At 35.2% G+C, this 15,252-nt stretch carries 11 protein-coding genes; 5 read left to right on the top strand and 6 right to left on the bottom strand.

The window, feature by feature from the left end:
• Nucleotides 1-4 precede the first annotated feature (4 nt).
• From NJT12_RS06060 to NJT12_RS06050, 3 genes are all read left to right on the top strand, one after another.
• Complete coding sequence (locus tag NJT12_RS06060) at nucleotides 5-1,465, top strand: glycoside hydrolase family 125 protein (protein WP_271334990.1); 1,461 nt, start codon at nucleotides 5-7, stop codon at nucleotides 1,463-1,465.
• Nucleotides 1,466-1,591: 126 nt separating this feature from the next.
• Nucleotides 1,592-2,494: an ROK family protein gene (locus NJT12_RS06055; protein ID WP_271334989.1), complete on the top strand. Its 903-nt coding sequence runs from the start codon at nucleotides 1,592-1,594 to the stop codon at nucleotides 2,492-2,494.
• A gap of 283 nt (nucleotides 2,495-2,777) precedes the next feature.
• Entirely contained in the window at nucleotides 2,778-3,779 is a 1,002-nt protein-coding gene (locus tag NJT12_RS06050) for an isoaspartyl peptidase/L-asparaginase family protein (RefSeq protein WP_271334988.1), read from the top strand.
• A gap of 32 nt (nucleotides 3,780-3,811) precedes the next feature.
• On the opposite strand, the gene NJT12_RS06045 is transcribed toward NJT12_RS06050, so the two are convergent.
• Both NJT12_RS06045 and NJT12_RS06040 read right to left on the bottom strand, forming a co-directional pair.
• Nucleotides 3,812-5,008 (bottom strand): MFS transporter, encoded by a 1,197-nt coding sequence (locus tag NJT12_RS06045; RefSeq protein WP_271334987.1) that lies wholly within the window; start codon nucleotides 5,006-5,008, stop codon nucleotides 3,812-3,814.
• A gap of 186 nt (nucleotides 5,009-5,194) precedes the next feature.
• Nucleotides 5,195-5,785 carry a TetR/AcrR family transcriptional regulator gene (locus tag NJT12_RS06040; protein WP_271334986.1) on the bottom strand — a complete coding sequence of 197 codons (591 nt, stop codon included), beginning with the start codon at nucleotides 5,783-5,785 and terminating at the stop codon, nucleotides 5,195-5,197.
• Between the two features lie 716 nt (nucleotides 5,786-6,501).
• Between NJT12_RS06040 and NJT12_RS06035 the strand changes: the two genes are divergently transcribed.
• Entirely contained in the window at nucleotides 6,502-7,239 is a 738-nt protein-coding gene (locus NJT12_RS06035) for a class I SAM-dependent methyltransferase (protein WP_271334985.1), read from the top strand.
• A gap of 41 nt (nucleotides 7,240-7,280) precedes the next feature.
• Nucleotides 7,281-7,745, top strand: coding sequence for a GNAT family N-acetyltransferase (locus tag NJT12_RS06030; protein WP_271334984.1), 465 nt, complete (start codon nucleotides 7,281-7,283; stop codon nucleotides 7,743-7,745).
• Nucleotides 7,746-8,337: 592 nt separating this feature from the next.
• On the opposite strand, the gene NJT12_RS06025 is transcribed toward NJT12_RS06030, so the two are convergent.
• The 4 genes from NJT12_RS06025 to murQ all read right to left on the bottom strand — a co-directional run bounded on the left by NJT12_RS06025 (nucleotide 8,338) and on the right by murQ (nucleotide 15,223).
• On the bottom strand, nucleotides 8,338-9,609 hold the full coding sequence (locus tag NJT12_RS06025; protein ID WP_271334983.1) for an acyltransferase family protein: 1,272 nt from the start codon (nucleotides 9,607-9,609) through the stop codon (nucleotides 8,338-8,340).
• A 62-nt stretch (nucleotides 9,610-9,671) separates the two neighbouring features.
• Nucleotides 9,672-12,665, bottom strand: a complete 2,994-nt coding sequence (locus NJT12_RS06020; protein ID WP_271334982.1) for a serine hydrolase domain-containing protein — start codon at nucleotides 12,663-12,665, stop codon at nucleotides 9,672-9,674.
• A 75-nt stretch (nucleotides 12,666-12,740) separates the two neighbouring features.
• The gene (locus NJT12_RS06015) at nucleotides 12,741-14,246 is read right to left on the bottom strand and encodes a sodium:solute symporter (RefSeq protein WP_271334981.1); all 1,506 of its coding nucleotides are present in this window, start codon (nucleotides 14,244-14,246) and stop codon (nucleotides 12,741-12,743) included.
• 149 nt (nucleotides 14,247-14,395) lie between these two features.
• Entirely contained in the window at nucleotides 14,396-15,223 is an 828-nt protein-coding gene (murQ, locus tag NJT12_RS06010) for an N-acetylmuramic acid 6-phosphate etherase (RefSeq protein ID WP_271334980.1), read from the bottom strand.
• Between the last annotated feature and the right edge of the window lie 29 nt (nucleotides 15,224-15,252).

Raw genomic sequence — 15,252 nt, 5'->3', positions numbered from 1 at the left:
TATTATGAATTCACGTAGAAAATTTATAAAAAACACAGGGATTTTTTCAGCAGGATTATTGGCACTTCAAACCGATGTTTTCGGAATGCAGTCAGATGTTTTCAATTTTGCCTTAAAAGATTTTATTACCAAAAGACCACCTTTAGCTGAGAGAAAATTTACGAGTAAAGCAATCGAAGCTGCAATCGTAAGAATCAAAAAACAAATCGCAAACCCGGAATTGGCGTGGTTATTCGAAAACTGTTTTCCAAATACATTAGATACCACAGTCGATTTTGAAATCATCGACGGAAAACCGGATACGTATGTCATTACAGGAGATATCGATGCCATGTGGCTTCGTGATAGTACAGCACAAATATGGCCGTATATTCCGTTTGTAAAAGAAGATAAAAAACTGGCTGAATTGGTAAAAGGAGTAATCAACCGCCAGACCAAATGTATTTTGCTTGATCCTTATGCGAATGCTTTTTATAAAGATTTTAATCAGGTAAGCGAGTGGAAAAATGACATGACCAAAATGCAGCCTGGTATCCACGAACGCAAATGGGAAATCGATAGTTTGTGTTACCCAATAAGACTGGCGCACGGATATTGGAAAGAAACCGGAGATATCAGTTTGTTCGACAGTAAGTGGAAAGAAGCAATGCTTTTGGTATTGCAAACTTTCAAAGAGCAACAGCGATGGACGGATAAAGGACCATACAATTTTCAGAGAGTTACAGCTTGGGCTACAGATGGTGTGCCATTAAGCGGCTACGGATATCCGGTAAAACCATGCGGATTAATCGTTTCGACTTTTAGACCAAGTGATGACAGTACTTTATTTGGATATTTAATTCCGAGTAATATGTTTGCCATTGAAGTACTTGGATATCTTCAGGAAATTTTTTCTTTGCCAGCATTAAAAGATGATAACTTAGTCGCTAAAGCAAAAGAATTGCAAGGACAGGTTCAGAAAGGACTAGAAGAAAACGGAATTATAGATCATCCGAAATTCGGAAAAATCATTGCTTTTGAGGTGAACGGTTACGGTAGTTTCCACATGATGGATGATGCCAATGTACCTTCATTATTATCATTGCCGTATTTAGGTGCAGTTGAACCGGACAATCAACTATATTTGAATACGAGAAAAGTAGTGCTTTCAGAAAACAATCCGTTTTTCTATAAAGGAAAAGCAGGCGAAGGAGTTGGAGGACCACATACCGGAACAGATACGATCTGGCCAATGAGTATTGTTTTAAGAGCGATTACCAGTGTAGACGAAAAAGAAATAGAAGCATGTATTAGCACCCTGATCAAAACAAATGCCGATACAGGATTTATGCACGAGTCATTCCATAAAGACGATGTAACAAAGTTTACAAGAAAATGGTTCGCTTGGGCAAATACATTATTTGGAGAAATGATCATGCACACCAGCATTCATTATCCGCAGATTTTAAAAGACAAAAACATCTAAAATAAATTTACCATTAAGAGATTAATTATCCTAACAGGTTTTTAAAACCTGTTAGGTATTAATTCAGCCCTAAAAGCCAGATTCAATTAATCTCTTAATGATTCAAAAATTCCAAAATACAAAAGAATGAATAAAGAATATGCCGTTGGATTAGACATTGGTGGCACACATATTACTGCAGCGGTTATTGATATAACAGACATGAAAGTGATTGATTTTTCGCTGCACAAAGAGTCGTTCGATTCTAATTTGCCCGTGCAAGAAGTGATGACTATTTGGGAAAAAGCCATACAAACTGCTATCGAAAATTCTAAAGTAGAAAACACAACAGGATTAGCCGTTTGCATGCCTGGACCGTTTGATTATACTAATGGAGTTTGCTGGATAAAAGGACAATCGAAATACGAACATTTTTATGGATTGAATGTTCGCGATTTGTTTCAGGAAAAATTAAATCTTTCAAACGATTTTCCGATTTTTTTCGAAAATGATGCAGTTTGTTTTGGTAAAGGAGAAGTTTTTAAAAACGCTGATAATCTTTCTAAAAAAGTCATGGCAATCACATTAGGCACAGGACTTGGAGCTTGCTTTATAGACAAAGGAGAATCGATTAGTACAGGGATTTCAGTACCAAAAGACGCAGAAATATACGACCTTCCGTACAAAGAAGGAATTGCCGAAGATTATGTTTCAGCACGCGGACTTATCGCGGGTTATTTCACTTTAAGCGGAAAAAAAATAAATAATGGATTAGAGCTTTTTAATCTTGCTAAAACGGGAGATGAAATGGCGATAAAAGTCTTTGAAGCAATGGGAGAAGATTTGGCTGCAATTGTGCTTCCGTGGTTAGAAAATTTCTCTGCTGATAGTTTTATTATTGGTGGAAAAATAGCAAATGCCAGTGAGTTTTTCTTACCGGTTTTCAACAAAAAAATAAAAGAAGCAGGTAGCAATGTAACAGTTGCTATTTCTAAAGATAATGAAATCGCAGCTTTATTAGGTGCTACAAGTTTGCTTTATAAATCGTAGATTTTTATAAATTTACATTGAAAATATATTTTTGCCACAGATAAAAAGATTTTTACAGATTATTTTTTATAATTGTTTTAATCTACGGTTAGTAAATAACATTTTTAATGGAAAAAACGAATATGACAAGTAAAAAGAAAAATTGGCTCAAAATCATTGTTGAAAATTTACCTGATTTTATTTTAATGTGGAAATAGTATCATACTGAGATAGGTTGATAAATTTTGTTACAGATTAAAAATCATTTAGAATCCTTTAATCTGTGGCAAACAAAATATTAGATATGACAAATTCAAATCGCAGAAATTTTATAAAAACAGCAGCAATCGCTTCAGTCGCTGTTGCATTGCAATCTTTTAATTCAGATCATGAAGAAGAAAAGGTATTCGTTGCAAAGAAAGGAAATAAACCCATTGTACTTTCGACATGGCGATTTGGGATTCCCGCAAACGAAGCTGCCTGGGAAGTTTTAAAAAAGAACGGAAGCGCACTTGATGCTGTCGAAGCAGGAGTTAAAATTCCGGAAGGTGATCCCAAAGAAAGAAGTGTAGGTTATGGCGGACGTCCGGACAGAGATGGTCGTGTAACGTTAGATGCCTGTATCATGGACGAAAATGCTAATATAGGTTCAGTTGCTTGTCTGGAATACATAAAACATCCCATAGCGGTTGCCAGAGCCGTAATGGAAAAAACGCCTCATGTAATGTTGGTAGGAGACGGAGCTTTGCAGTTTGCATTGGAACAAGGTTTTAAAAAAGAAAATCTGCTAACAGAAGAATCAGAAAAAGAATGGAAAGAATGGCTGAAAGACAGTAAATACAAACCCATTGCCAATATCGAAAATCACGATACAATTGGTATGATTGCTCTTGATGCCAACGGAAATCTTTCGGGCGCGTGTACTACAAGCGGAATGGCTTTTAAGATGCACGGTCGCGTAGGAGATTCTCCAATTATAGGAGCAGGTTTATATGTCGATAATGAGATTGGAGCCGCAACAGCCACAGGACATGGCGAAGAAGTGATTCGTATTTCAGGTTGTCATCTCGTTGTAGAATTGATGCGACAAGGCAAATCGCCTCAAAAGGCCTGTGAAGAAGCCGTTGCCAGAATTATAAAACTGACCCAAAACAGAAAGAAAGATTTAAAAGATATTCAGGTAGGTTTTATTGCCCTGAACAAAGCAGGAGAGTATGGTTCTTATTGTATTCAGAGCGGTTTTAATTATGCTGTTTATGATGACACAGGAAATAAACTAATTGATGCAGATTCTTTTTTGAAGTAAGATAATAATTCACAAGAATATCATTTGGTTGCTCAAGCCGATTTTCTTTTAGGTATATATTTGGCGAATACAATAACGGTCAGAACTACAATACCAGTTGCAGTTGCGTACAACGAAGCCGGACTATAAAAGTAAATGGCAGCTGCAAGTAGTGGCATAATCACATTATTTGCCGATTGTAAGCTTTGGTTCACACCTTGTAATTTACCTTGTTGGCTTTCGTCAATTGATTGTGATAATCTGGCATTGTATGTGGGATCAAATAAGCCTTCGCCTGTAATGACAAAGATTACAGCCAGTGCAATTAGGATTACTGAAGGTATAAATATACTTAGCAGAATTAGACCTAAACCAATCCCAAAACCAACTAAACCGGCAATTCCAATAGTTCTTTCGTTAAAACGTTTCAATAACCAAGGTAATAATACTGCGCGGGAAAAAATTTCGCAGATACCAACCAGCGTCAATAACGTCCCAATAAAAGCAGGTCCCCATTTATAAATATCTTTCAGGAAAATGGTGAAATTAAACTGGAAAATACCCAGGGCAGCATAAAAAAGTATTCCCAAAATAAGAAGTAATTTGACTTCTTTTAATTTGAAGATATCTTTAAAATGCGAAAAGACATTGAAACTGTTTAAGGTTAAATGGGTTGTCCTTTTTTCAGGGGCCAGAGATTCAGGCAGCAAAAAATAGGTAGCCACACCAGAAACAAATATCAATGCGGCAGTAACAAAGAAAGGCAATGCAAGAGAAATGCTCCCCAATAATCCTCCTAAAGCCGGACCACCCAATTTTCCTATTCCCATAGCAGAGCCTATGTAACCAAACCATTTGGTTCGCTCCTTTGGTTCAGTAGTATCAGCTATATAAGCAAATAAGATACTTATATTTCCCGCTGTAAGTCCGTCAATAATGCGTCCGAGGAAGAGGATCCATAAAGCACCGCCAATTCCAAATAAAATGTAGCCAATTACAGACCCCAGTAAACTAATTACCAGAATGTTTTTTCGTCCGTATCTGTCGCTTAAAGCTCCAAAAATGGGTGCAGCAAAAAAAGTGCAGGCTGCAAACACGGATAATAGAATACTCATGCCCAGAACAATCTGTTGAGACGGAAGATATTTGCCCACTATAAAAGGCAAAAGAGGAAGTACAATAGACATTCCGATAGAATTTAGCAGGACGATCAATATGATGATCCAAAAGATATATTTTTTTGATTTCATTTTTAATTATTGTTTTAAGGTTTTATTATTGGCAGGTAACTAGTTGTTTTAAACCGACCGTTTGGTTTGTTTGTGTTTAAAAAAGATTAGAGTTCATTCAGGACAAACTTTCATTTTACTTCGTTAAAAAATTATGAGATTTGTTATTTATAGAATATCGTGAGGGAAGATGTGTTGCTTAAAAAATCAAATTTTTATTTGGTTATAAAAACTATTCCAAAAGCTACTAAGTTGTTTTTTAACCGTTTTTCTATTGTTATTTTCTTCAAGCATTAACAAACGTAGGCTGGTTGCATCGACTGAAAACAGAAAAATTTTTGCGATATCTTCATCGCTCATTTCAGACTTAATTTCCTTGCTTTTTTTTGCATTGGCTATTACTGTCGACCATATTTTTGTTTCGATTCTGTCGTTTTCTGCAAACTTTGCTTTTGTTTCCGGAAAGAGTCTTGTTGCTTCAAAAACCAAACTAAAATTGTTCACATTGCTATCCTCTTTTCGTGCATTTTCTTTTTTATCTGCGTGGTTCAGATAATCGTTGTAAAAAGCCTTTAAGGAACTCTGATCAAATTGCTCATATCCATCTAACATTTGTGTCAGGTAATACGTTTCAACAATCTCTCGAAATAGCTGTTCTTTACTCGAAAAATAATGATAGAAAGCACCTTTTGATAAAGCTGTTGCTTCTACAATCTCTTTCATAGTAACTTCTTTAAATGTCTTTTGTAAAAACAAATTAAAGGCTGTCTCGAGAATATATTGTTTTGTGTCTTTCATGTTAAACCGACCGTTTGGTCTGCAAATGTATGAAGAATATTTAAATCTGCAAAAAAAATATTTAAGCTGAGGTTCGTTTTATGAAGACAACACAAAATATCGATTTGGTTTACTTTGAGAAGATAGTAATGGTTTTTATTTTTCAGATCGTTTAGTGAAGTTCTTTATTAGAACGAAAACGTAGAATAGAAACACAATTATATAGACGACTGCTAGTGCCGGTTTCTCAAAAGTTAGATTTTTAAAGTCGAATTGCTTGTACAATGTTACCCCTAAAATGATTGCTAGAATACTAAAGGTAAATACAGGTGCTTTTTTATTTTCCATAGTTTTTAGTTTTTATAAGTATATCAATTATTATGTATTACAATTGCAGAAAAAACGAAGTTGTTATTTTCTAACTTCTCTGTATCAGCGATAAAGCTTTTTTTTAACGAATATATAAAATTATTATATATTATTTTATGCGTTTTTTTTTAATGTTGACGAGAAAAATTTAGGTAATAGATTAAAAAAATTATCACAAAAATCTGTAAGTTTTGGGATGAATGTAATCGGGAGGTTTTAATACAGTACTTAGGCAAAGAATATAGAATCGATTTAAATGACTTTTTATATATTTGGACTATTAGGATTTTTATTACGGTAAAGTAGCTGTATGAAAAATCAAACCCCTTCAGCAAAGGGAATATGTTTAAAGAATAAGAAATAAGGAAATGAAACAAAATATTTACGACGATATAGACTTTTTTGAAAATTACGCCAAAATGCCCCGTTCGGTCGACGGATTGAATTCAGCAGGAGAATGGCATGTTTTAAAAAAAATGCTACCAGATCTTCAGGGAAAAAATGTTCTGGATCTGGGTTGTGGTTACGGTTGGCATTGTATTTATGCAAAGGAACAGGGAGCCGAAAATGTAATTGGAATTGACTTGTCAAAAAAGATGATTGATAAGGCAAAAGAAATCTCAAAACATTTATCGATTGAATACCATCAGATGCCAGTTGAAGATATTGAGTTTGAAAATGAGCAGTTTGATATCGTATTTAGTTCACTTACTTTTCATTACATAGAAGATTTGAATATTGTTTTTCGCAAAATTAATCAATGCTTAAAAAAAGGAGGAAGTTTTGTTTTCTCAATAGAACATCCTGTTTTTACTTCAAGACCGGAACAAGACTGGTTTAAGGACGAAAAAGGCAAAAGGCTGCATTGGCCAATAGATAATTATCAGGACGAGGGAATAAGAGAAACGAATTTCTTAGGCCATCAGGTAATCAAGTATCACCGAACGATGGCAAGTATCATAAATACTTTAATCAACGCTAATTTTAGTATTCGGGAATTGTCAGAACCAAAATCATCAGATGAGATTATTGAAAAATATCCGGAAATGAAAGACGAGTTAAGAAGACCAATTTTTATGATGGTTACTGCTGTAAAAAAGGATTGATTTTAATAAAATGCTCTATATATTAAAAAGATAGATATACTATGAATAACACCATTATCAGGCGCGCCACAAATACCGATTTGCCACAATTAGCCGAATTTTTGCAAAGTCTTGTTGATGCTGAACGTCCATTTGATTCGACACTAAAAGAAGGACAAATATTTTACTATGATATACAGGATCTGATATTAGATAAAGCAACAGAAGTTCTGGTTGCGGATAATGATAATCAGATTATTGGTTGCGGATACGCTCAAATACGCTCTGCGAAAGCATACGAAAAACATGAATTATTTGGTTATCTGGGTTTTATGTTTGTAAGCCCGGAATTTAGAGGAAAAGGAATTAGTAATCTCTTGCTTAACGATCTCAAAAAATGGGTTTTATCGCAAGGAATCACTGAGGTCAGACTCGAAGTATATCACGATAATGAAGCCGCAGTTAAGGCATATGAAAAGGCAGGTTTCAAAAAACTCATTACGACTATGCGTTGTGATATTGGTTAATTATTTAGCCGAAATCAAACAACCAAAAAGCCGTTTCATTATGAAGTGCCTTTTTGGTTTTAAAATAATTTCATCAAATTTATTTTGATTCTTCAGGTAAAAGCTCCATCGGAGCGATATATTTATAGCATGTTAGGAATGCATGCAATCAGAGCTCCATCGGAGCGACATATAGATTTTTAGTTGACGGTTATATATATCACCCCGCTGGGGTTCTGTTGGGTCGCTCTATAATTTTCTATAAATATATCGTCCCTCTGGGACTCAAAATATTCAAAATGGTAATATACTAGAAGAGGTATTATTCCATTTTTTATTAGAAATATGTTTTTTAAATTCTTAAGATCAAAGCTCCATCGGAGCGATTTATTTGTAGCATGATAGGAATGCGTACAATCAGAGCTCCATCGGAGCGATATATAGATTTTTAGTTGATGGATAAATATTTCACCCCCGCTGGGTTCGGTTGTGGCGCTCTAATCACACGCGCAGCTCTAGAAGATCGACGACATTATTTTATGGAGTTTCTTGTGTGATTTGCTTCGCCTGTTCGCTGTTGCTCGGGTTGTGGCAAAACAAAAATCTTACTGTTCTATACTTTAAAGATCATTTTCTTTTTATAAAATACCCATAATATACAAGACCAAAATATCGCATAGGATATTGCATAAGCTACAGATGCATTCAATGGATTTTCAAAACACGTTGCAATTCCGTATTTGTAAATCAAGGTTTGAACATTGATTTGTTCTGTTGCTATTTCCGGGCTTTGAACCTTAATATAACTCATAACCCTTGGTATTATTCCCGAAAAGAAAAATACAATCATAGGATTTACGCCCCAGATCAAAAACAGTTTCGTCCATTTTTTATAGTTGGCGATGTCTATTATGTAATACAGTATTGTTAAACATATTGTTGCAATTCCGGCCGTGTACAAGACATAAGAACTTGTCCAGAGCGATTTGTTTATAGGGAATATGATGTTCCAGAGTAAACCCGTAATCACTAAGGCAATTCCTGTAATGGCTAATTTCTTTACGATTTCGATCTTATTAATGTGCAAGTTTAGTATTTGCCCAATAAACATTCCCAGAATTCCGGTTCCTATAGCCGGCAAAGTGCTTAGAATTCCTTCGGGATCCCAGGTTTTAGAAACGCCCCATAAATGTCCGTTTAAAAGTACATTGTCTAACCAGGCAGCGAGATTAGTTCCTTTTTCAAAATTAGCAGGACCAAATCCCGGAACAGGAACAAAAGCCATCAGAACCCAGTAGAGTACTAAAATAGAAGCTACAACGATAAGCTGCGTTTTCAGGTTTGTTTTAAGATATAAAAGAGACGCAAAGAAATACACGATTCCTATTCGTTGCAAAACTCCCGGGATTCTTACATCTTCATAGGCTTCGATTTTACTGTAGGCCAGAAATAAGAGTATTGCGAAGATTGCGAAAACGAGATAGGTTTTAATTTTTAGAGTAAAGTTTCCTAAAAGAGCATAGGCTACCGCAAAAGTGATTATTAATCTAACGATCAATAAAGGGATTCCTTCCAAACCAAATAATTCGAATCGGCCAAAAAAAGCTAAAAAGAATCCCAGGCAGAAAATTCGTAAAGAACGCACAACAATTTTATTAAAAACGCCAGAGTCAAAATGTTTTGTTGGCATCGCAAAAGGGATTGCAGTTCCCATTATAAAAACAAAAAAAGGAAAAACTAAATCGGTAGGCGTACAGCCATGCCATTCTGCGTGTTCTAAAGGCGGATAAATAGAGGCCCAGCTTCCCGGATTGTTGACAATGGTCATCAATAAAATGGTGAATCCCCTAAATACATCCAGCGAGATTAAACGTTCTTTTGTCATTGGTTTGTTTTTTGGTTTTGTTAATTATTTAAAAAGAGAAAACTGTTTTCTTTTTGTATGGTTTATTTTATAATGGCATCCTGAATTATTTGCTGAATATCTTCGCGGATTTTTCCTTTTGCCAATTTATTGTCATCACTATTTCCCGGATAGGTTCTATTGGATAAAAAGACATAAACAATTTCCGTTTCAGGATCAACCCAGGCTATATCTCCTGTAAATCCGGTGTGACCAAAACTGGATGGAGAAACGCAAGCACAAGTTGGGCCGTCTTTACCTGTTCGTTTATCAAAACCTAAACCTCTTTGAACACCTTTATCAGCATAATAACAAGTGTTGAAAGCATTGAAGGTCTGTTCAGAGAAATATTGTTTATTGCCGTAATTTCCTTTTTGTAAATACATTTGCATCATTTTGGCAACATCCATAGCATTAGAGAAAATCCCTGCGTGACCGGCAACTCCGCCTTCCATTGCTGCTGCCATATCGTGAACATATCCCTGAATTACCTGATGTCTGAAATAGTTGTCGATTTCTGTAGGAGCAATGTTGCTTCTCTCAAATTTGTCTAACGGATTGTAAAGCGTATTATTCATCCCAAGTGTACTGTAAAAGTTTTGCTGGCTCAGGTCTTCTAATTTTTTATGCGTCTTTTTTTCTAAATATTCTTTTAAGATGATAAAAGTAAAATCACTATATCTGTATTCTTTTTTAAGGGATAACGGACTATCAGCAATGATTTTCATAATGGTATCGTGATAGTCATTTCTAATATATAGACCATCTGCAACTTTAGTAGAAAAGTCAGATTCGGCTGTGCTGCGGTAATATTTTATAGAAGGTTTTCCTTCATGGTCAAGAGTTGCTTTGTAAAACGGAATCCAAGCCTGAAGTCCGGCATAATGGGTGAGTAAATCCTTGAAACTGATTTCGGCTTTATTTGTTTTAGCAAAAAGCGGTACCATGTCTTTTAGTTTTGTGTCCAGCTCTACCTTGTTTTTATCATATAATTGCATCACGTTAGGCAATGTCGAAATCATTTTCGAAATCGAAGCAACATCATATAAATCTGAGTTAGTCACCTTCCTTGTATTATCATAGGTTTGGCTGCCATAGGATTTCTGGAAAATAACGCTTCCTTTTCGGGCAACAAGTACCTGCATTCCCGGAGCCATTTTGCCATCGATTGCTTTCTGGGCAATAGCATCAATTTTAGATAAAATCATTGGGTTCATATCCACATTTTCAGGTGCAGTAAAAGCAAGACGGTTTAATTTTTCTGTTGATAACCCATCATTTACGTGAAAGGAATTATTAATAGATACCGGTAATTTTCCTTTTGCCGGGATGGCTCCAAATAATAATTCGGCAGAAACAACCTGACTGATATTCGAGTTTTGGTACGAAACTACCAATCCTTCGATATCATCAAAATCTGTAATTGGCAATAGGGAATAAGGCTTTGTGAAAATATCGAGAATTACTTTATTGTGTTTTGCAATTTCTTGTAAACGAATCAATTCAGCGTCTGTAAAATTTTGCTTTTCCCACGGTTTGTTTAGTTTGTGGAAACCTATGATGACTAAATCGTATTTTTTTAATTCGTCATTAAGGCTTTCGATATTGGCGTTTGAAACTTCGGTAACTTCAGTATATTTTTTTAGAGTGGTGACAAACGTGCTGTTTACATCTTCTCCCATTTTTACATAGGCAATTTTCTGGTCTAAGTTTTTGACAGGCAGTATTTCCTTTTCATTTTTTAGAACAGTAATTGCATTTTCATATAACTTATAGTGCAAAGCATCATTTTGCGGTGGGTTGAGGTCATTATAAATATTGCTGATGGCAATGGGTTTGTACTTGTTTAATCCCGCTTTGAATTTAAAATGCAATATCTTTTTTACGGAATGTGCCAGACGTTCCTCAGTAATGATGTTTTCATTATAAGCAGCTTCCAGTTTCTGGAAAGCTACGGGGATATTTTCAGAACAAAGCAAAATATCATTTCCGGCAAGAATTACAGCGATTTCTAAATCTCCGGGACCTTTAAAATTACTGGCGCCTTTCATGGCAAGACCATCTGTAAAGATTAACCCTTCAAAGCCTAATTCTTTTTGAAGCAGGTTGGTTACAACATTATACGAAGCCGAAGAAGGATAATTGGGCAAGGGTTCTAAGCTTGGAATATTAAGATGGGCAACCATAACAGATACCAAACCTTCATCGAAGATTTGTTTGTACGGATACAATTCGACCATTTCAAGACGTTCTTTCGAAAAAGTAATCAAAGGCAATGCTTTATGCGAATCTGTTGCTGTATCACCATGTCCGGGAAAATGTTTTCCGGTACTAAAAACCCCCTGACTTTGCACGCCTTTCATTAAGGCAATGGCTCTGTTGCTGACATTGACTTTGTCTTCGCCAAATGAACGGTTGCCAATAATAGGATTTTTAGGATTGGTATTGATGTCAAGAACGGGGGCAAAGTTGAAATGAATTCCGATTCGTTTGTCTTCATTGGCCATGTTTCTTCCCACATTTTCAATTAAACTTAAATCCTGGATAGCACCTAAAGTCATATTCCACGGATAAATATAAGTCGAATCTAAACGCATACCCAATCCCCATTCACCGTCAATTCCTATAAATAGAGGGACTTTTGCTTTCGACTGATACAGGTTGGTTAATCTTGCCTGACGAACCGGACCACCCTGAAAAAAAATTACTCCGCCCACTTTATAATCCTGAACAAACTTATTGATTTCAATTGTATGCAGGGAATCTTTATTAGAATAGGCCGAGATCATGAACAACTGACCAATTTTTTCCTGCACAGACATTTTACTGTAAATGCTGTCAACCCAGGTGGTTTCTTTATCAGAATCTTTGAAAAATGTTTTTTTCTCTGATTTATTTTTAGGAACGTAAACAACAGTATCTTGTAGAAGGATGTCTTTTTTAACATCAGGAACAGTGGTGTTTTTTTTGGTAGCACAATTGGTAATCAAAAACAGGAGTGAGGCGTATAGACTTATTTTTATGAAGTGATTTTTCATACGGTGATTTTTTGGAGGAAATTGATTTTAATTTGCCTCTTTTTTTTAGTGAATTAAATATACTTTTTTAAATGTTTAAAAAGATATTTTTTTACTGCTGCGTGAACTCGTCAGGTACAATCCTAAATAAGTTATTAATCCGTTAAGTACGATCAATTCATTATCGAAGACATATCCGGAGAATAATAATTTTGAATTTTCATTGATTAAAAATGTAAACAAAGGGGATAATAAGCAAATTATGGGAACCCATTTATCATGTACATTTCTTGATTTCTGAAAAAGTCCAAAAGCATATAAACCTAATAACGGGCCATATGTATAAGATGCAACCCTAAAAATCATACCTACCACAGAACTGTCATTGATCGAATTGAAAATCAGGATGACAAAGAAAATCAATACTGAGAAACTTATATGAACCAAATGTCGTGTACGAACGGTATTTTTCTTATTATTTTCCGCTTTGTCCATGCCTAAGAAATCAACACAAAAAGAAGTAGTAAGTGCTGTAAGTGCAGAGTCAGTTGTAGCAAAAGTTGCCGCAATAATCCCTAATAAAAATACAATTGCCGGAATTGTCGCCAGATGATTCAGAGCAATTTCAGGAAAAAGTAAATCAGTTCTTGGTTTACCTGTAATTAAATCAGTTGGAATTGCAATTCCATTTTTATTAGCATAAATGTATAAAAGTGCGCCAACACTCAAAAAAAAGATATTAATGATCACAAAAATACCCGTAAAGGTGAACATATTTTTTTGTGCTTCGCCAATGTTTTTGCAGCTAAGGTTTTTTTGCATTAAATCCTGATCCAGTCCAGTCATGGCAATTGTTACAAACATTCCGCCCAATATTTGTTTTACAAAATGAAATTTGCTTCCCAGAAAATCATCAAAGAAAAAGATTTTCGAGTAGTTGCTGTTTTTTACTTCTTCAAAAGCGCCAATCGCACTTAAATCCATGCGGTCGCAAATAAAATAGATCGTAAGGAAAACAGAAGTTACCAGGAAAAAAGTCTGTAAAGTATCTGTGATAATAATGGTTTTTAATCCGCCCCTGTACGTATAAGAAAAAATAAGAAGCAAGGAGATTAATACGGTAAATGCAAACGGAATATGATAAAAATCAAATACAAAACGCTGCAAAACAATTACCACCAGATAAAGTCGGAACGCTGAGCTTATTGTTCTGCTGATCAGGAAAATAGTAGCGGCAGTTTTGTAGCTGTAAAAACCCATTCGCTGTTCTATGTATCCGTAAATCGAAGTTAAATTCATACGGTAATACAAGGGCAGTAATAATTTTGTAATGACTATAAATCCAAGGGCATTGCCCAGAACAAACTGAAAATATTTGAATTGTTCACCACTAGGTGCGCCTACTTCTCCCGGCACAGATATAAAAGTAACTCCGGAAAGTGCCGTTCCTATCATCCCAAAAGCAACTAAATACCACTTTGAGTTTTTATTGGCTGTAAAAAAGGCATCATTACCATCATCTTTTCGGCTCACTCGGTGTGAGATATAAAACAATATTCCAAAATAAATGATAATAAGAAGAAGTATAGTGCTTGGTGTCATTTTATAGCTTTAGTGGTTTTGTTTTTTTATTCTTTTAATAAAAACCTGGCAGCTTTTTTAAACCTGCCAGGTTTCTATTGAATCCCGAAAGTTATAGATTAAGGATTTAATTCGTATAAATTTAGAAAAGATTCTAAATGATTTCGTGATTAAACTTCCAAATTTTTATTTTGAGCGAGTAAAACTGCTCTTACGCTTTTGTGTTTTTTCAATAAAACAGAAGCCAATTCTTCATCAATCTGAAGTTCTTCGATAATCATTTCAACAGCCCTTTGTACTAGTTTTTTATTAGACAATTGCATGTCGATCATTTTGTTACCGTAGATTCTCCCTAGTTTGATCATAACAGATGTCGAGATCATGTTCAGGACTAATTTCTGGGATGTACCGGCCTTCATTCTCGTACTTCCGGTTAGGAATTCCGGGCCTACAATCAATTCGATAGGATAATCAGCTTCTTTAGAAATCAAACTTTCGCTATTGCAGGAAATACTGCCAGTTACGATATTATTTTCCCTTGCCTTTTTTAGTCCGCCAATCACATATGGCGTATTTCCTGAAGCAGCTATTCCTATAACAACATCTAAATTCGTGATTTCGTACGCTGATAAATCTCTCCATGCCTGGTCGATATCATCTTCGGCATTTTCTACCGCTTTTCTAATGGCTGAGTCACCACCGGCTATAATACCAATAATCCAGCTGTCAGGCACTCCAAAAGTAGGAGGACATTCTGAGGCGTCAAGCACGCCAATTCTTCCTGATGTTCCGGCTCCTATATAAAAAAGCCTTCCGCCAAGTTTCATTTTCGTAACAATTACATCTACTAATTTTTCAATATTTGGAATTTGTTTTTCAACGATAGCGGCTACCTTTTTATCTTCATTATTTATGTTCGAAAGTAACTCGTTAGTGCTCATTTTATCTAAGTTAGAATAAAGAGATTCACGTTCTGTGTCTGGATTTATTTGTGACATTTTTTTATTTTTTTTGACTTTTTTTTGAT

Source organism: Flavobacterium azizsancarii (assembly GCF_027980145.1).
GTDB classification, from domain to species: Bacteria; Bacteroidota; Bacteroidia; order Flavobacteriales; family Flavobacteriaceae; genus Flavobacterium; species Flavobacterium azizsancarii.
The sequence above is the reverse complement of the archived record's forward strand: the minus strand, read 5'-3'. Positions and strand labels throughout refer to the sequence as shown.